This is a genomic window from Piezobacter thermophilus (assembly GCF_055386745.1).
This window is the reverse complement of sequence record NZ_AP042380.1, coordinates 856,522-873,295: the sequence shown is the minus strand read 5'-3', so window position 1 is coordinate 873,295 and position 16,774 is coordinate 856,522. Positions and strand designations below refer to the sequence as shown.

Here is a 16,774-nt window from a genome sequence, read left to right as displayed (position 1 = left end):
CCCGCCCCGAACACCGAGGAGACGCGGGGGCCGGGCCTCGGTCAGCCCTTGCCCTTCCAGGGCACCAGCCGGCGCTCCAGCCAGCGCATCAGGATGTCGATGCCGAAACCGATCACCCCGATCAGGATGATCCCCATGATCACGATGTCGGTGTTCTGGAATTTCGATGCCACCATGATCATCATCCCCGCGCCCTTCTCGGCGGCGACAAGTTCGGCGGCAACCACCGTGCCCCAGCACACGCCCATCGCGACCCGCGCGCCGGTGAACAGCTCGGGCAGCGAATTGGGCACGATCACGTGGCGCATGATCTGGCTCTTGCTTGCCCCCAGAGAATAGGCCGCATGGACCTTGGAAATCCGCACCCCGGACACACCCGACCGGGCCGCAATCGCCATGATCCACAGTGCGGCAAGAAACAGCAGCACGATCTTGCCCAGCTCGCCGATGCCGGCCCAGATGATGACCAGCGGAATCAGCGCCAGCGGCGGAACCGGGCGCATGAATTCCACGATCGGGTCGAACCAGCCACGGAACCAGTTGGACAGCCCCATGGCATAGCCCAGCGGAATGCCCACCAGCGAACCGAAGAAGAAACCGACAACCACGCGCATGAGAGAAAATCCCAAGTGCTCCCACAGGGTCGCACCGCGGAATCCCTCGCTGGCGATCTCGATCAGCCGCTTGACCACATCCTCGGGCGGGGGCAGCCAGATCGGCTCCATCTGCCAGCCCGTATAGGGGGTGATGATCAGCGCCCCCTTGTCCGAAAGCGTCACGGTGGCGTTTTCCACCGCAACCACCGGCTTGGGCCGGTCGGCCGCATCGGCCTCGCCCCGCCGGGCCGGGTCATAGTCCACCGACACGCCCGCAATCTCGACGATCCGCGCGCCGGCCTTGCGCCTGAAGCCTTCCTCGTCGTTCCTGTCCCAGCTCAGCTGCGCGCTGCGATAGGCTCGAATGACGATCCCGTCATTTTTCGCCGGCCCCTCGCCGGGATCGATTTCCGGCTTTTCCCCCTTCTTCCCCGGCGCCGCGACCCGCCAGAACACCGTCGCCTCGTCGCGCCGGCCGTCTCGGGCCTCGACGACATAGGTGAACCGGCCGTCGCCGATATAGGGGCCGGGCATGTGCAGAAAGGCCGGAACCAGCGCCGAGCCGGTAAAGATGCCCCACAGCAGGAACAGGGTGGCAATCGAGATGACGCTTGCCACGCGATCGGGGATCACCGCGCTTTCGTCCCCGAACGTCACGGTCTTGCGCGCCGTCAGCCCGGTACGCACCGCGCGCCGAATCGCCCTGTTCACGACGAGATACGAGCCAGCGAAGATCGCCAGATAGATCAGGAACGGAACCATGCTGGTCATGTCGCGACCTCCGCCCGGCCCATGATCTCCTCTTCCATGTTCCAGATCATGTTGAGGATTTCCTCGCGGGTGGGATCGTAATCGGGATGTTTCTTGATCTCGCGCAGGTCCGCGCCGACGCCGAGATCGGCAAAGGGCAGCCGGTATTCCCTGTGGATCCGCCCCGGCCGCGGCGCCATCACGATCAGCCGTTCACCCAGAAGCAGCGCCTCCTCGACCGAATGGGTGATGAGGATGATCGTCTTGCCGGTCTCCTTCCACAGCCGCAGCACCAGAGACTGCATCTTTTCGCGGGTGAGCGCATCCAGCGCGCCCAGGGGTTCGTCCATCAGGATCACGTCCGGGTCGTTGGCCAGGCACCGGGCCAGCGCGACCCGCTGCTGCATCCCGCCGGAGAGCTCGTAGATCGCCTTGTCCTTGAAGTCGGCAAGTCCCACCACGTCGAGCAGGTGATCGACGATCTGCTGCATCTCGGCCTTCGGCATGCCCTTCATGCGGGGGCCGAAACTCACGTTTTCCCGCACGTTCATCCACTCGAACAGTGCCCCCTGCTGGAACACCATGCCACGTTCCGGGCCGGGCCCCGTGACCGTGCGCCCGTTGATCGCGACCCGCCCCTCGGTCGGGGCGAGAAATCCTGCGACGATGTTGAGAAGCGTCGTCTTGCCACAGCCCGAGGGGCCGAGGACGCTCATCAATTCACCCGCCTTCAGGTGAAGCGTGACATCCTTGAGCGCCTGAATCGACGTGCCGCCCGGCAGGTCGAAGCGCATGGAAACGTTGTCGATCGAAAGTTCGGCCATGTCCTTCCCTGTCCCGCGGCCTGCCGGGGCGCGGCGGCATGCCACCGGCCCGCAGCGCCGCTTGAACGTTGCAACGGCCGGCCCGCCCGGGACAGGGCGGGCCGGCCGATTTTCCGGACTACATCCTGCTGGCCGCCGTCAGCGGACCGACATTGACCGCGCCCTCGTAGGATTCGAGCGCCTTGTCGATGCTGCCGGCCTTCACGAACACGTCGGCCACGCCCTTCATGAATTCCTGCGCACCGCCGCCCAGCCACTTGGGCGAAAGCTGCTCTTCGATCGAGGGGAAGACGAAGGTGGCGATGGTTTCGGCAGTGGCGTCCACATCCATGCCGGCATCCCTGGCGATGACCGGGATCATCTCGTCCTTCATCTTGCCGCTGTTCCACATCTCGTTGGCATCCGCCGTGACGCGCAGGAACTTTGCCACCAGATCGCCGTTTTCGGCGATGAAGGATGCCGGCGCACTGGTCACGTCGAAGACCAGGATGCCCAGTTCCTCCTTCTCGGCGCCGGTCAGGAGCACGTTGCCGTGTTCCTTCATCCGGCGCAGCGCGCCACCCCAGCCGCAGGCCATGTCCACATTGCCCTGCGCCAGCGCCGCCGCGCCTTCGGCCGGGGCCATGTCCACCACCGTCATGGTGCCGATATCCACACCGAAGTGGTTCATCTGCTTGAGGAAGCCGTAATGCGCAGCGGTGCCCAGCGGAACGGCGACCTTCTTGCCCTCAAGCTCCTTCGCGTTGGTCTTGTCGATCTCCAGGTCCGAGCGCACCACGCAGTTGTCATTGTCGGAATAGGAGACCGCCACGTCGAGGATCTGCAGATCCTGCCCGGCGCTGACCGCCACGACGAAGGGCGGCACGCCCTGGCTGACGCTGATCTGCACGTCGCCCGACGCCATTGCCGCGCTCATCGCAGTGCCGGTGTCGAAGCTGACCCACTTGACCGGCACCCCCAGCTCCTTGTCATAGGTGCCCATCTGCTTGGCGTATTCGAACGGCATCGGCCATTCGAGGAAATACCCCACCGTGAGTTCCTGCGACAGCGCCGGCAGCGCCCCCGCGAATACGGCAAGTCCGGTCACCGCACCCAAAAGCCTGGCCTTGATCTTCATCGTCATCTCCCTTGTCGCTTCTGACGCCCCTTCCGGGCGGATTTGTTGACGGCGTCCCGTCCGGCGCACGGCCCCTTTCACGGCATTGCCGTACGGACCATGCCCTCGGCCATGATCGGAACGCAATTCCGGTAACCGATCAACGATTTTTCCCGCGGGCCCGTGACCGCCTTCCCACCCCGCTGCCCGGCGCCACGAAAGGAACGGGAAACATTTCCCCGGATTTTCAATCGACTATCGGTGCCCCCAAGTCCGCCGCGACAAACTTCTCCATAAAACTGGCCCCAAATCACGGCCGCAACTGGACCTATAGACGGGCGGCGATTTGGCGTTTCTGATAGGGGAACGACTCTGGCCGCGCTGCGGGCCTGCGGTCGCGCCCGATTTCCTGAACCGAAAGGACATGTCATGGACGGCACGTTCAAGCAAAACGACATTCGCCACATCGTCGAGACCGACAAGGCCCGCATCTGGCACCACCTGACCCAGCACAAGCCGTTCGAGACCACCGACCCGAGGATCATTCTCGAAGGCAAGGGAATGCGCGTTTGGGACCAGAACGGCAAGGAGTACCTCGACGCGGTGTCGGGGGCGGTCTGGACCGTCAATGTCGGATATGGCCGCGAATCCATTGCCAGGGCGATCCATGACCAGCTGATGAAGCTGTGCTATTTCGCCCAGTCGGCCGGTTCGATCCCCGGCTCGCTGTTCGCCGAGAAGCTGATCGAGAAGATGCCGGGGATGAGCCGGGTCTACTACACCAATTCCGGCTCGGAGGCCAATGAGAAGGCCTTCAAGATGATCCGCCAGATCGCCCACAAGAAACATGGCGGGAAGAAATACAAGATCCTCTACCGCGACCGCGACTATCACGGCTCGACCCTTGCGGCGATGTCGGCCGGCGGGCAGGACGAGCGCAACATGCAGTATGGCCCCTTTGCCCCCGGCTTCGTCCGGGTGCCGCATTGCATGGAGTACCGCAAGGACGAGTTGGGTCTGGGCCATCTTTCGGGGCGCGATTTCGGCATCGCCGCCGCCAATCTGATCGAGGAGGTGATCCTGCGCGAGGGCCCCGAAACGGTGGGGGGCCTGTGCCTTGAGCCGGTGACGGCGGGTGGCGGCGTCATCACCCCTCCCGAGGGCTACTGGGAGCGGGTGCAGGAGATCTGCCGCAAATACGACATCCTGCTGCATATCGACGAGGTGGTCTGCGGCATCGGGCGCACCGGCAGGTGGTTCGGCTATCAGCATTACGGGGTGCAGCCCGATTTCGTCACCATGGCCAAGGGGGTCGCTTCGGGCTATGCGGCCATTGCCTGCTGCGTGACCACCGAGGAGGTGTTCGAGATGTTCAAACAGGATCCCTCGGACAAGCTGGACTATTTCCGCGACATCTCGACCTTCGGGGGGTGCACGGCAGGACCGGCGGCGGCGCTGGAAAACATGCGCATCATCGAGGAGGAGGGGCTGCTCGACAACTGCACGGCCATGGGCGAGCGGCTGATGACCAACCTGAACGCGCTGATGGACAAGCACGAGGTGATCGGGGACGTGCGCGGCAAGGGGCTGTTCTGCGGGGCCGAGCTGGTGCGCGACCGCGGCACGAAGGAGCCCGTGGCCGAGGCCGATATTGCCCGGGTGGTGGCCGAATGTGCGGCGCAGGGGGTGATCATCGGAGCGGCCAACCGCTCGATCCCCGGCCGCAACAACGTGCTGTGCTTTTCGCCGGCACTGATTGCCACGGCCGACGATATCGACGAGATCACCGGCGCGGTGGATGTGGCCCTGGGCCGGGTGTTCGGCTGAACCCCTGCATTTCGGACCGTCATGGCCGGTCCGACCGGGGCGGGGGGCTCTGCCCCCCGCACCCCCCGGAGTATTTCGGGCGAGATGAAGATGCGGGGCAGGGCCCCGTGTCACGGCACCGGCCGGACGGCCGGTGCCGCGCATCTGTCGGGGCACTGCCTCAGCCCTTGAACACCCGGTAGATTGCCGGGATCACCAGCACCGTCAGCAGGGTCGAGGACAGCAGGCCGAACAGCAGCGAAATCGCCAGGCCCTGGAAGATCGGGTCCGCCAGGATCACGAAGGCCCCGATCATCGCCGCCACCGCGGTCAGCAGGATCGGCTTGAACCGGATCGAACCGGCGGCGATCAGCGTGTCGATCAGCGGAATGTCCGGCCCGCCCTCGTGGCGGATGAAGTCCACCAGCAGGATCGAGTTGCGCACGATGATGCCCGCCAGCGCGATGAAGCCGATCATCGAGGTGGCCGAGAACGGTGCCCCGAACAGCCAATGGCCCCCGATGATGCCCAGGAAGGTCAGCGGGATCGGCGTCAGGATCACCAGCGGCAGCCGGAACGACCCGAACTGCGCCACCACGAGGATGTAGATGCCCAGCATCGCCACCGCGAATGCCGCCCCCATGTCGCGGAAGGTGACCCAGGTCACTTCCCACTCGCCGTCCCACAGGAGCGTCACCCTGCTTTCGTCCTCGGGCTGACCGTTCAGGCGGATTTCGGGCTTGAGCCCCTCGGGCCAGTCCATCCTGTCCAGCTCATCGGCCACGGCCAGCATCCCGTAAAGCGGCGCCTCGAAGGTGCCGGCCAGCTCGCCGGTCACCATCTCGGCCGCACGGCCGTTGTGGCGGAAGATCGGGAACGAGGCGCGTTCTTCGCGCAGCTCGATCACGTCCCCCAGTTCGACCACACCGCGCGCACCCGGCAGCACGTTGGCCGGGATCGGTGTGGACAGGAAGCGTTCGTCCAGCACCCTGTCGGCCTTGTCGCGCTCGACCCGGATCGGGATCGGACGGCGCCCGCCGCCGCGATGGGAATAGCCCACGGTCCGGCCGCCGTTGAGGATGGCAAGCGTCGAAAAGACGTCCTGCTCCTGCACGCCAAAGAACTCCAGCTGGTCGGTCGAGATGGTCACCCGCAGCCGCCGGCTCTGGGTGCCGAAGCTGTCATCCACGTCCACCACGAAGGGCACCGATTCGAACGCCTGCCGGATCTTGCGCGCTGCCGCCCGGCGGGTTTCCGGGTCTGGCCCGTAGACCTCGGCCAGAAGGGTCGAGATCACCGGCGGTCCCGGCGGAGATTCGACCGTCTTCAGCACCGTGCCTTCGGGCAGGTCGAGCTTCGCGATCCGTTCGCGGATTTCCAGCGCGATTTCGTGGCTGGTGCGTTCGCGTTCGTCCTTGGGCAGAAGCTTGATCTGAACATCGCCCAGCTGCGGTTCCTGGCGCAGATAGTAGTGGCGTACCAGCCCGTTGAAGTCGAACGGCGCCGCCGTACCCGCATGGGTCTGGGTGGTCACCACCTCGGGCATGTCCAGAACCGCCCGGGCCACGTCCTGCGCCACCCGGTCGGTGGCCTCGACCGAAGCGCCCTCGGGCAGGTCGATCACCACCGAAAGTTCGGACTTGTTGTCGAAGGGCAGCAGCTTGACCGTCACATCGCGGGTGTAGAACGCAGTCATGGATCCGAAGCTGAGCCCCGCGGTGATCAGCAGGAAGGCGAGCGAGCGGAACTTCGTCTTCAGGATCGGCCGCGCCACCACGGCGTAGATCCGCCCCAGGATGCCGCCGGGATGGCCGCCATATTCATCGTCCTGGGCATGGGCCGACATGTCCGCCTTGCCGGCGAATTTCAGCATCAGCCAGGGCGTGATGATGACCGCCACGAAGAAGGAAAAGATCATCGCCGCAGAGGCATTGGCGGGGATCGGACTCATGTAGGGCCCCATCAGCCCGCTGACGAACAGCATCGGCAGCAGCGCCGCCACCACCGTCAGCGTGGCGACGATGGTCGGGTTGCCCACCTCGGCCACCGCCCGGATGGCCTTGGTCTTGCGGTCCTCCTTGTCCTTCATCCCCCAGTGCCGGGCGATGTTCTCGATCACCACGATGGCGTCATCGACCAGGATACCGATCGAGAAGATCAGGGCAAAAAGCGACACCCGGTTGAGCGTGTAGCCCATGATCCACGCCGCGAACAGCGTCAGCAGAATGGTCACCGGGATCACGATGGCGACGACAAAGCTCTCCCGCCAGCCGATCGCCACCAGGACCAGGAACACGATCGACACTGTGGCCAGCCCGAGGTGGAACAGCAGTTCATTGGCCTTGTCATTGGCGGTTTCGCCATAGTTCCGCGTCACCTCGACGGCGACGGTCTCCGGGATCAGCTGGCCCTCGAGGCCCTCGACCCGTTCGAGGATCTGCTCGGCCACGACCACGGCATTGGCGCCGGCCCGCTTGGCAATGGCCAGCGTCACCGCCGGCGTGCGGATGATCTCGCCGTTCTCCTCTCGGCTGACATTGGCCACGATCTTGTCCGAAGTGTCGGGAACATAGCTGACATCGGCCACATCGCGCACATAGACCGGACGGCCGTCGCGGGTGGTCAGCAGCAGGTTGCCGATTTCGGCCGGCGCGCGCAGGGTCTCGCCCGCCACCAGCGGGATCTGCTCGCCCTTGTCGCGGATGAGCCCGGTCGAAAACGCCCGGTTGGCGGCCTCGACCTTGCCGGCCAGCTGCTGCAGCGTCACCCCGTAAAGCGCCAGCCTTTCCGGGTCGGGCGCGATGCGGATGGCCTCGGGGCTGTCTCCGACCAGATAGGTCAGCCCCACATCGCCGATCTTGGCGACCTCGACCTGGAGTTCGCGGGCAATCCGCGTCAGGTCGTTGGCGGTCATCTCGCCCGCTTCGGGTTTCGGCGTCAGCGTCAGCGTCACGATCGCCACGTCGTCGATTCCGCGCCCGACGATCAGCGGCTCGTCGATGCCAACCGGGATGCGGTCCATGTTGGCGCGCACCTTGTCATGCACGCGCAGGATCGCGGCATCGGCCGAAGTGCCCACCTCGAAACGCGCCGTGACCATGGCATAGTCGTCGCGGGTCGAGGAATAGACATGCTCGACCTCGTTGATGCCCTGCACGATGGTTTCCATCGGCTCGGTCACCAGCTTGACCGCGTCCTCGGCCTTGAGCCCCGGAGCCTGCATGTGGATATCCACCAGCGGCACCGAGATCTGCGGCTCTTCCTCGCGCGGCAGGCTGATCAGGGCCACAAGCCCCATGGCCAGCGCGGCAAGGATCATCAGCGGCGTCAGCGGCGAGCGGATGAACGCGCGCGTCAGCCCGCCGGCGATGCCCAGTGGCACCGGCTTTTTCTGCTGCTCACTCATCTTCCGTCACCACGACGTCGTTCTCGGTCAGTCCGCTGAGCACTGCGACCATCTCGACCCCGTCGATCTCGTGCCGTTTGCCGAGGACGACGGCGCGATCGACCGGTTCGCCGCCCGGCCCCTTCACCTTCACGAAATCCAGGCCCATGCGGGTCGTCACCACCTCGGCGGGCACCAGCAGCGCCGTGTCATAGGCCACCGGCAGGCTGACAAGGACACGCGCGTTGACGAATTCGCTCGACAGGCCCTCGACCTCGACATCGGCGATCACGCGCCCGTTCTCGATCTTGGGATAGACCTTGGCCAGGCGCCCGGTCTGGCTTTCTTCGCTGCCGCCGATGCGGATATCCATCCCTTCCTTGAGAAAGCGCGCGTGGCGTTCGGGCACCGCCAGGCGCAGGAAGAAGCCGCCGCCGGCAATGGAGGCGACCACTTCGCCCGGCATCAGCACCGACCCGGCCGTGACCGGCACGCGGATCACGCGGCCGCTGATCGGAGCCAGCACGGCCCCTTCGGCAACCCGCTCTTCCAGCACACGACGTTCGGCGCGGGTCGCCTTGATGTTGTTTTCCAGAACCTCGACCTGGGTACGCAGCGAATCAAGCTGCTGGGCGGTGGCCACTCCGCGCTTGAGCAACCCCTCGCCGCGGGCCAGCTCGGTCCGGGCGTTTTCCAGCTGCGACAGCAGCGCCTCGGTCTTCGAATCGATCGACTGCATCTGCAGCGCCAGCTTCGGATCGTGGATAACCCCGATCTGCTGCCCCTTCTCGACAAGGTCGCCCTCTTCGATGGTGATCTCCTGCAGCGTGCCGCCGATCCGCGAGCGGGCCGGCACCGTATCGCGCGCCTCGACCCGACCGAACACCGACTTCCATTCCGTTACCAGCATTTTCCTGACGGGCACTTCGGCCGCCGCCGCCAGGGGCACCAGCGCCCCGATCAACATTCCAAGCATCAGCCTGCGCATCGTCTCAACCCCGCGTTCCAAACTTCGCCGCCCTCATATGCGGTTTCGTGAATATATTTCAATCCCGGTTTTCATGGTCGCAGGAAACAACCGGCGCGAAAACCGGAAAAAGACCGGAAAACCGCCCGGCACAAGGAAATGTTACGCTGCGGCACGGGAAATGGCGGCATCTGCCTCAGGTCGCGCCCGGAAGGTATTTCCCGGTATTTTCCACGATCCAGTCCAGCACCGAACGAACCGCCTGCGCAGGTTCGCTGTCGGCGCGGTGAACGATGAACCAGTGCCGCACGATCGGCATGCCCCGCGCCCGCACCGCCACCAGCCGGCCCGACTCGAGCTCCTCATGCATGGTATGAGCCGACAGGATCGCGACCCCCAGCCCGGCGATGACCGCCTGCTTGATGGTCTCGTTCGATTCCATCTCGGTATAGGCATATTCCCGCCCGCGCCCGATCTCGTCGAGATAGCGCATGGTCAGGATCCGCGTGCCCGAACCGGGTTCGCGCAGCACGAAATGCTGCGACAGGATGTCCTCGGCGCCGACCGTTTCCCCGCAGGCCAGCGGATGTCCCGGCGGTGCAACCAGAAGGTGGGGATGCTCGCCAATCGACTGGGCGGTGACCAGAGGCGCCCTCGGCGGGCGGCCCATGATGACCAGGTCCAGCTCGTCGCTTTCCAGATACTGCATGATCCGTGCCCGGTTGCCGATGCGCAGCACCACGTCGATGTCGGGGAAGGCCTCGCGCAGCTTCACCACCAGCCGCGGCGCATAATATTTCGCGGTGCTCACGACGCCCAGCGTCACCGTTCCCGACAACCCCCGGGCCAGCGTGTCGATCTGCCGGATCGCCTTTTCCAGCGCCGAGTGGGAAATGTGATGGGCACGCAGAAGCGCCCTGCCCTCGGGCGTGGGCTGAAACCCGTCGGCGGTGCGGGACAGAATCGGACGGCCGATGATTTCTTCCAATGCTTTCAACTGGCTGTGAACCGCCGGCGGTGTTAGCGACAACATTTCCGCCGCGGCCGAAATCGTCCCTGTCTCGCAGACCTGCGACAATGCGCGCAACTGCTTGATTGTTATGGCGTTGAGACGCTGCATTCAGAAAAATCTAATCCACATTCAGAAGATTAAAATTTATTAGAATACTGGAACGGCAATATCAACCTTCCTGGAACCCGAGGTTGGGAGGCCTCTCCACAGATGGATCACACCCCTGTCATTTCCGACGACCTGATTCCCGAAAACCTGCGCCCCGTCATCCGGGCGCTGGCCGGGATCGCGACCGAACTGACCCGGACCATCGCCCGCGGCCCGCTGGGCGGCGCGCTGGGGGCCGAGGTGGGCGAAAATACCGACGGCGACCACCAGAAGGCGCTGGACGTGCTCGCCGATGAACGCTTCGCCGCGGCGCTGGCCGGCGCTGGCGTGCGCTGGTATGCCTCGGAGGAACGCGAAGACGTGGTCGAGATCGATGCGGGCGGCACGCTTGCGCTGGCCATCGACCCGCTGGACGGCTCATCCAACATCGACGTCAACGTGTCCATCGGCACGATCTTCTCGATCCGGCCGGCGCGGGAGGGGGGCGAGGAAAGCTTCCTGCGCCCCGGAACCGAGCAGATCGCCGCCGGCTATTTCATCTACGGCCCGCAGACGGCTCTGGTGGTGACCTTCGGCGACGGCGTGCAGCACTACGTGCTCGATCCGGAGGAGCGCGTCTTCAAGCTGGCCGACGCGGGAATGAAGATCCCCTCCAGCTCGACCGAATTCGCGATCAATGCCTCGAACTACCGCCACTGGTCGAAGCCCATCCGCGCCTATATCGACGACTGCCTCGCCGGCAGCGAAGGCCCGCGCGGGCAGAATTTCAACATGCGCTGGGTGGCCTCGCTGGTGGCCGAGACGCACCGGATCATCTCGCGCGGGGGGATCTTCCTCTATCCCGGCGACGCCCGGCCCGGATACGGGCAGGGGCGGCTGCGGATGGTCTATGAATGCGCCCCCATCGCCATGCTGGTCGAACAGGCCGGCGGGCGAGCCACCAACGGGACCGACCGCCTGCTGAACCAGACGCCCGACAAGCTTCACGCGCGCACGCCGCTGGTGTTCGGATCGACCGACAATGTCGATCGCGTGACCGCCTATCACGACCTGCCCGACGAAGAGGTCTCGGCCCTCTTCGGTTCGCGCGGGCTGTTCCGCACATGAGGTGAACAAAGACATGTCCAGGAAGCACCCGATCATCTCGGTCACCGGCTCGTCCGGCGCCGGCACCACGACCGTCAAGGAAACCTTCATGCAGATCTTCCGCCGCGAGGGCGTGAAGGCGGTGACGATCGAGGGCGACGCCTTTCACAAGTACGACCGCGCCGCGATGAAGGCCGAGCTGGAGCGCCGCAAGGCCGCCGGCGACGAGACCTTCAGCCATTTCAGCTATGACGCCAACGAGCTGGAAGAGCTGGAGAAGGTCTTTCGCAGCTATGGCGAGACGGGCAAGGGCTACACCCGTCACTACGTCCATGACGAGGCGGAGGCCGAGATGTGGGGCGCGCCCCCGGGCACCTTTACCGAATGGGAGGAATTCGAGGAAGGTTCCGACCTTCTCTTCTACGAAGGCCTGCATGGCGCGGTGGTCAACGACAAGGTGAACCTGGCCGAACTGGCGGATCTCAAGATCGGCGTGGTGCCGGTCATCAATCTGGAATGGATCCAGAAGATTCACCGCGACAAGGCCGCGCGCGGCTATTCCACCGAGGCTGTGACCGACACCATCCTGCGGCGGATGCACGCCTACGTGCACTGCATCTGCCCGCAGTTCATCCAGACCGACATCAACTTCCAGCGGGTTCCGGTGGTGGACACCTCCGACCCCTTCATCGCCCGCTGGATCCCGACCCCGGACGAAAGCCTCGTCGTGATCCGCTTCAGGAACCCGCGCGGCATCGACTTTCCCTATCTCGTCTCGATGATCCAGGGATCGTGGATGAGCCGGGCCAACTCGATCGTCATTCCGGGAAACAAGCAGGACCTGGCAATGCAGCTGATCTTCACCCCGATGATCGAACGTCTCGTTTCCGAATCAAGGCGCGCCTGAGGTAGACCTAATGAACCAGCAAAGCCGGATCAGCACCGACAGCGAAAAGCTGATGGCCAATGCCATCCGCGCCCTTGCCATGGACGCCATCCAAGCCGCGAAATCCGGCCATCCCGGCGCGCCGATGGGGCTGGCCGACGTGGCCACGGTGCTGTTCAACCGCTTCATCAACATCGACCCCGCGGCCGACCGCTGGCCCGACCGCGACCGCTTCGTGATGAGCGCGGGGCACGGCTCGATGCTCGTCTATGCCATCAATCACCTGCTGGGCTATGACGACATGGGGATCGATCAGCTCCGGCATTTCCGGCAGTGGGGCTATCGCACTGCCGGGCACCCGGAATACGGCCATGCCAAGGGGATCGAGACCACCACCGGCCCGCTGGGCCAGGGGATCGCCACCGCCGTCGGCATGGCCCTGGCCGAGCGGATGCACAATGCCCGCTTCGGCGATGCGCTGGTGGATCACTGGACCTATGTCATCGCCGGCGACGGCTGCCTGATGGAGGGCATCAGCCACGAGGCCATCGACCTGGCCGGGCATCTGCGGCTGGGCCGGCTGGTGGTGCTGTGGGACGACAACCGCATCACCATCGACGGCTCGACCGATGTGTCCACCTCGATGAACCAGCAGATGCGCTTCGAGGCCGCCGGCTGGCATGTGCAGTCGGTGGATGGCCATGACAACGAGGCCGTCGCCGCCGCCATCGCCGCCGCCCGCGCCGACGCGCGCCCCTCGATGATCGCCTGCCGGACGATCATCGGCTTCGGCGCCCCCAACAAGCAGGGCACCGCCGCCACCCACGGGGCGCCGCTGGGGGACGAGGAGATCGCCGCCACGCGCCAGGCGCTCGGCTGGCGCTGGCCGCCCTTCGAGGTGCCGCAGGAGGTCCATGACGCCTGGCACGCGATCGCCGCCCGCGGCGCCGCCGCCCGCAAGGCGTGGGAGGAGCGCCTCGCCGCCCATCCCCGGCGCGCGGCCTTCGAGGCCTCGCTGGCCGCGCCCGATGCCGAGGCGCTGGGCCGGGCGATGAGCGAATACAAGGCGCGGCTGTCGGCGGATGCGCCCAGAGTGGCCACCCGCAAGGCCAGCGAAATGGCGCTGGAGGTGGTCAACGCCACCCTGCCCAACACGGTGGGCGGCTCGGCCGATCTCACGGGGTCGAACAACACCCGCACCGGGGGCATGACCGATGTCACCCGCGAGGATTTCTCGGGCAACTACATCCGCTACGGGGTGCGCGAACATGCCATGGCGGCGGCGATGAACGGGATCGCGCTGCATGGGGGATTCGTCCCCTATGGCGGGACGTTCCTCGTCTTTGCCGACTACTGCCGCCCGGCCATCCGCCTGTCGGCGCTGATGAAGCAGCCGGTCACCTATGTGATGACCCATGATTCCATCGGCCTGGGCGAGGACGGCCCCACCCATCAGCCGGTGGAGACCATCGCCAGCCTGCGGGCAATGCCGAACCTGACCGTGATCCGCCCCGCCGATGCGGTGGAAACGGCCGAGGCCTGGGAAATCGCCGCCACCGCCACCGCCACGCCGACGGTGCTGTGCCTGTCCCGCCAGGGACTGCCGACGGTGCGCACCCGCCATGTCGAGGCCAACATGGTCGCCCGCGGCGCCTATGTGCTGCGCGATCCGGGAGGGGCGCGCGACGTGACGCTGATCGGAACCGGCTCGGAGGTGGAAATCGCGCTCGACGCGGCCGCGACGTTGACCGCCGAAGGGCTGCGCGTGGCAGTGGTCTCGGCCCCCAGCTTCGAGCTCTTCGCCGCCCAGCCCGAGGCGTGGCGCCGCGAGGTCCTGGGCATCGCCCCCCGGGTGGGGGTCGAGGCCGCCATCCGCCAGGGCTGGGATCTGGTGCTGCGTCACAAGGACGCCTTCATCGGCATGACCGGCTTCGGCGCCTCGGCACCGGCGGCCGATCTCTACCGCAATTTCGGCATCACCGCGCAGGCGGTCGCGCAGGCGGCCCGCGCGCTCATCGAACGGGGAAGCGACAAATGACCGTGAAAATCGCCATCAACGGCATGGGCCGCATCGGCCGCTGCACGCTGGGGGCCATCGTGGAATCGGGGCGCAACGACATCGAGGTGGTCCGCCTCAACGCCACCGGCCCGATCGAGACCAACGCCCATCTGCTGAAATACGACAGCGTGCACGGCCGCTTCCCCGGCGAAATCCGCGTCGAAGGCGACACCATGGATGTCGGCCGCGGCCCGATGAAGGTCTTTTCCACCTACAACCCGACCGAACTGGACTGGGAAGGCATCGACGTGGTGCTGGAATGCTCGGGCAAGTTCAACTCGAAGGAAGCGGCCTCGGTCCACCTCGCCCGCGGGGCGAAGAAGGTGCTGGTCTCGGCCCCTGCGAAGGGTGCCGACCGCACCGTGGTCTTCGGCGTCAACAATGACGCGCTGCGCCCCGACGACCTGATCGTCTCCAACGGCTCATGCACCACCAACTGCCTGGCCCCGGTGGCCCGGGTGCTGCATGAGGCGGTGGGCATCGAGCACGGGATCATGACCACGATCCACTCCTATACCGGGGACCAGCCGACGCTGGATCGCCGCCACAAGGACCTCTACCGCGCCCGCGCTGCCGCCATGAGCATGATCCCCACCACCACCGGCGCGGCCAAGGCGATCGGGCTGGTCCTGCCCGAGCTCGACGGCAAGCTGGACGGCTCGGCCATTCGCGTGCCCACGCCCAATGTCTCGGCCGTCGACCTGACCTTCCGCGCCGCGAAATCGGTCACCGCGGCGGATATCAACGCGATCATCGAAGAGGCCGCCAGCGGCGCCATGCGCGGCATTCTCAGCTATGAAACCGAGCCCAAGGTGTCGGTGGACTACAACCACAACACCCACTCTTCGAACTTCGCCGCCGATCAGACCCGGGTCATGGACGGCCGTCTGGTGCGGGTGCTGGCCTGGTACGACAACGAATGGGGCTTTTCCTGCCGCATGGCCGACAATGCGGCGCTGATGGGGGGGATGTGATGGCCCTGCCGCAGCTTTTCGACATGGAGATCCGCGGCCGCCGGCTGCTGGTGCGGGCCGATCTGAACGTTCCGGTCGAGAGCGACCGCATCACCGACAGCACCCGCATCGACCGCTTTGCCGCCGGCATGAAGCCGCTGCTGGCGCGCGGCGCCCGCCTGGTGGTGCTGACCCATTTCGGCCGCCCCGACCCGGCCGCGCCGGCGGCGGAGTTCTCCGTCGAGAAACTGGCCGAACCGCTGGCGAAGGCGCTGGGCCGGCCGGTGCGCTTCGCCCACAGCTGCATCTCGGCCCATGCGGTGGCCGCTTCCGAGATCCTTGCCGATGGCGAGGTGCTCCTGTGCGAAAACCTGCGCTTTCATGCCGGCGAGACGGCCAACGATCCCGCCTTTGCGGCGGCGCTGGCGCGGCTGGGCGACATCTATGTGAACGACGCCTTTTCCTGCGCGCACCGGGCCCATGCCTCGACCGAGGCGCTGGCCCGCCTGCTTCCGGCCGCCGCCGGGCCGCTGCTGAGCGCCGAGGTCGCCGCGCTTGAGGCTGCGCTGGATTCCCCCCGCCGCCCCGCGGTGGCCATTGTCGGCGGAGCCAAGGTTTCGACCAAGATCGCGGTGCTGAAGAATCTGGTGGGCAAGCTGGACCACATCATCATCGGCGGCGGCATGGCCAACACCTTCCTGTTTGCCGAAGGCGCGCCCATGGGCCGTTCGCTGCACGAGCCCGACCGGGTGGAAACCGTCCACGAGATCCGCCGCCTGGCCGGCGAATCGGGCTGCACCCTGCACCTGCCCCGCGACGTGGTGGTGGCGCGCGAACTCAAGCCCGGCGCCCGCAAGCAGGTGGTGGGCGCCCGTGAATGCCCTTCGGACGCGATGATCCTCGATGCCGGGCCGCGGGCGCTGGCCGATTTCGACATCGTGCTGTCGGAATCGGAAACCATCCTGTGGAACGGCCCGCTGGGCGCCTTCGAGGTGCCGCCCTTCGACCAGTCCACGATCCTGCTGGCGCGCTCGGCCGCCGATCTCACCCGCCAGGGTCTGGCCGTGACGGTGGCCGGCGGAGGTGATACGGTGGCGGCGCTGAATCTCGCCGGCGTCGCCGACGACTTCACCTGCGTCTCGACCGCCGGTGGAGCGTTTCTGGAATGGCTGGAGGGCAAGACGCTTCCCGCAATCGCGGCCCTGGAGGGGCCGGCCAAAGCTGCCTGAAGAAGGAAACACCGAAG

General features: G+C 66.0%; 12 protein-coding genes. 6 read left to right on the top strand and 6 right to left on the bottom strand.

Features of this window, described 5'->3' with window-relative positions:
* Positions 1 to 41: 41 nt before the first annotated feature.
* From ACZ5CM_RS04120 to ACZ5CM_RS04110, 3 genes are all read right to left on the bottom strand, one after another.
* Positions 42 to 1,358, bottom strand: a complete 1,317-nt coding sequence (locus tag ACZ5CM_RS04120; RefSeq protein ID WP_464642478.1) for an ABC transporter permease — start codon at positions 1,356 to 1,358, stop codon at positions 42 to 44.
* Positions 1,359 to 1,363: 5 nt separating this feature from the next.
* A complete protein-coding gene (locus tag ACZ5CM_RS04115; RefSeq protein ID WP_464641456.1) occupies positions 1,364 to 2,170 on the bottom strand; it encodes a taurine ABC transporter ATP-binding protein in 807 nt (268 codons plus the stop codon).
* 118 nt (positions 2,171 to 2,288) lie between these two features.
* Positions 2,289 to 3,287, bottom strand: coding sequence for a taurine ABC transporter substrate-binding protein (locus tag ACZ5CM_RS04110; RefSeq protein ID WP_464641455.1), 999 nt, complete (start codon positions 3,285 to 3,287; stop codon positions 2,289 to 2,291).
* Positions 3,288 to 3,695: 408 nt separating this feature from the next.
* Here ACZ5CM_RS04110 and ACZ5CM_RS04105 point away from each other — a divergent pair, with 408 nt between their 5' ends.
* The gene (locus ACZ5CM_RS04105; RefSeq protein ID WP_464641454.1) at positions 3,696 to 5,093 is read left to right on the top strand and encodes an aminotransferase family protein; all 1,398 of its coding nucleotides are present in this window, start codon (positions 3,696 to 3,698) and stop codon (positions 5,091 to 5,093) included.
* 160 nt (positions 5,094 to 5,253) lie between these two features.
* Here the strand turns inward: ACZ5CM_RS04105 and ACZ5CM_RS04100 are convergent, their stop codons facing one another.
* The 3 genes from ACZ5CM_RS04100 to cbbR form a co-directional block, all read right to left on the bottom strand.
* The gene (locus tag ACZ5CM_RS04100) at positions 5,254 to 8,478 is read right to left on the bottom strand and encodes an efflux RND transporter permease subunit (protein WP_464641453.1); all 3,225 of its coding nucleotides are present in this window, start codon (positions 8,476 to 8,478) and stop codon (positions 5,254 to 5,256) included.
* Positions 8,471 to 9,445: an efflux RND transporter periplasmic adaptor subunit gene (locus ACZ5CM_RS04095; protein ID WP_464641452.1), complete on the bottom strand. Its 975-nt coding sequence runs from the start codon at positions 9,443 to 9,445 to the stop codon at positions 8,471 to 8,473. Before ACZ5CM_RS04095 ends, ACZ5CM_RS04100 begins: the two co-directional genes overlap by 8 nt.
* A gap of 175 nt (positions 9,446 to 9,620) precedes the next feature.
* Positions 9,621 to 10,544, bottom strand: a complete 924-nt coding sequence (gene cbbR / locus ACZ5CM_RS04090; RefSeq protein WP_464641451.1) for a LysR family regulator CbbR — start codon at positions 10,542 to 10,544, stop codon at positions 9,621 to 9,623.
* A gap of 102 nt (positions 10,545 to 10,646) precedes the next feature.
* On the opposite strand from cbbR, the gene ACZ5CM_RS04085 reads away from it, so the two are divergent.
* From ACZ5CM_RS04085 to ACZ5CM_RS04065, 5 genes are read left to right on the top strand one after another with little or no spacing between them, the layout of a single operon-like run.
* Positions 10,647 to 11,651 (top strand): class 1 fructose-bisphosphatase, encoded by a 1,005-nt coding sequence (locus tag ACZ5CM_RS04085; RefSeq protein WP_464641450.1) that lies wholly within the window; start codon positions 10,647 to 10,649, stop codon positions 11,649 to 11,651.
* Between the two features lie 13 nt (positions 11,652 to 11,664).
* Positions 11,665 to 12,537, top strand: coding sequence for a phosphoribulokinase (locus tag ACZ5CM_RS04080; RefSeq protein ID WP_464641449.1), 873 nt, complete (start codon positions 11,665 to 11,667; stop codon positions 12,535 to 12,537).
* A 10-nt stretch (positions 12,538 to 12,547) separates the two neighbouring features.
* Positions 12,548 to 14,554, top strand: coding sequence for a transketolase (tkt, locus tag ACZ5CM_RS04075; RefSeq protein ID WP_464641448.1), 2,007 nt, complete (start codon positions 12,548 to 12,550; stop codon positions 14,552 to 14,554).
* Complete coding sequence (gene gap / locus ACZ5CM_RS04070; RefSeq protein ID WP_464641447.1) at positions 14,551 to 15,549, top strand: type I glyceraldehyde-3-phosphate dehydrogenase; 999 nt, start codon at positions 14,551 to 14,553, stop codon at positions 15,547 to 15,549. Before tkt ends, gap begins: the two co-directional genes overlap by 4 nt.
* Positions 15,549 to 16,757 carry a phosphoglycerate kinase gene (locus ACZ5CM_RS04065; protein ID WP_464641446.1) on the top strand — a complete coding sequence of 403 codons (1,209 nt, stop codon included), beginning with the start codon at positions 15,549 to 15,551 and terminating at the stop codon, positions 16,755 to 16,757. Before gap ends, ACZ5CM_RS04065 begins: the two co-directional genes overlap by 1 nt.
* Positions 16,758 to 16,774: the final 17 nt, after the last annotated feature.

Excerpts from the sequence above, each read along its gene's own strand:
- ACZ5CM_RS04120 (WP_464642478.1), bottom strand. The coding sequence starts at position 1,358 with ATGGTTCCGTTCCTGATCTATCTGGCGATCTTCGCTGGCTCGTATCTC.
- ACZ5CM_RS04115 (WP_464641456.1), bottom strand. The coding sequence starts at position 2,170 with ATGGCCGAACTTTCGATCGACAACGTTTCCATGCGCTTCGACCTGCCG.
- ACZ5CM_RS04110 (WP_464641455.1), bottom strand. The coding sequence starts at position 3,287 with ATGAAGATCAAGGCCAGGCTTTTGGGTGCGGTGACCGGACTTGCCGTA.
- ACZ5CM_RS04105 (WP_464641454.1), top strand. The coding sequence starts at position 3,696 with ATGGACGGCACGTTCAAGCAAAACGACATTCGCCACATCGTCGAGACC.
- ACZ5CM_RS04100 (WP_464641453.1), bottom strand. The coding sequence starts at position 8,478 with ATGAGTGAGCAGCAGAAAAAGCCGGTGCCACTGGGCATCGCCGGCGGG.
- ACZ5CM_RS04095 (WP_464641452.1), bottom strand. The coding sequence starts at position 9,445 with ATGCGCAGGCTGATGCTTGGAATGTTGATCGGGGCGCTGGTGCCCCTG.
- cbbR (WP_464641451.1), bottom strand. The coding sequence starts at position 10,544 with ATGCAGCGTCTCAACGCCATAACAATCAAGCAGTTGCGCGCATTGTCG.
- ACZ5CM_RS04085 (WP_464641450.1), top strand. The coding sequence starts at position 10,647 with ATGGATCACACCCCTGTCATTTCCGACGACCTGATTCCCGAAAACCTG.
- ACZ5CM_RS04080 (WP_464641449.1), top strand. The coding sequence starts at position 11,665 with ATGTCCAGGAAGCACCCGATCATCTCGGTCACCGGCTCGTCCGGCGCC.
- tkt (WP_464641448.1), top strand. The coding sequence starts at position 12,548 with ATGAACCAGCAAAGCCGGATCAGCACCGACAGCGAAAAGCTGATGGCC.
- gap (WP_464641447.1), top strand. The coding sequence starts at position 14,551 with ATGACCGTGAAAATCGCCATCAACGGCATGGGCCGCATCGGCCGCTGC.
- ACZ5CM_RS04065 (WP_464641446.1), top strand. The coding sequence starts at position 15,549 with ATGGCCCTGCCGCAGCTTTTCGACATGGAGATCCGCGGCCGCCGGCTG.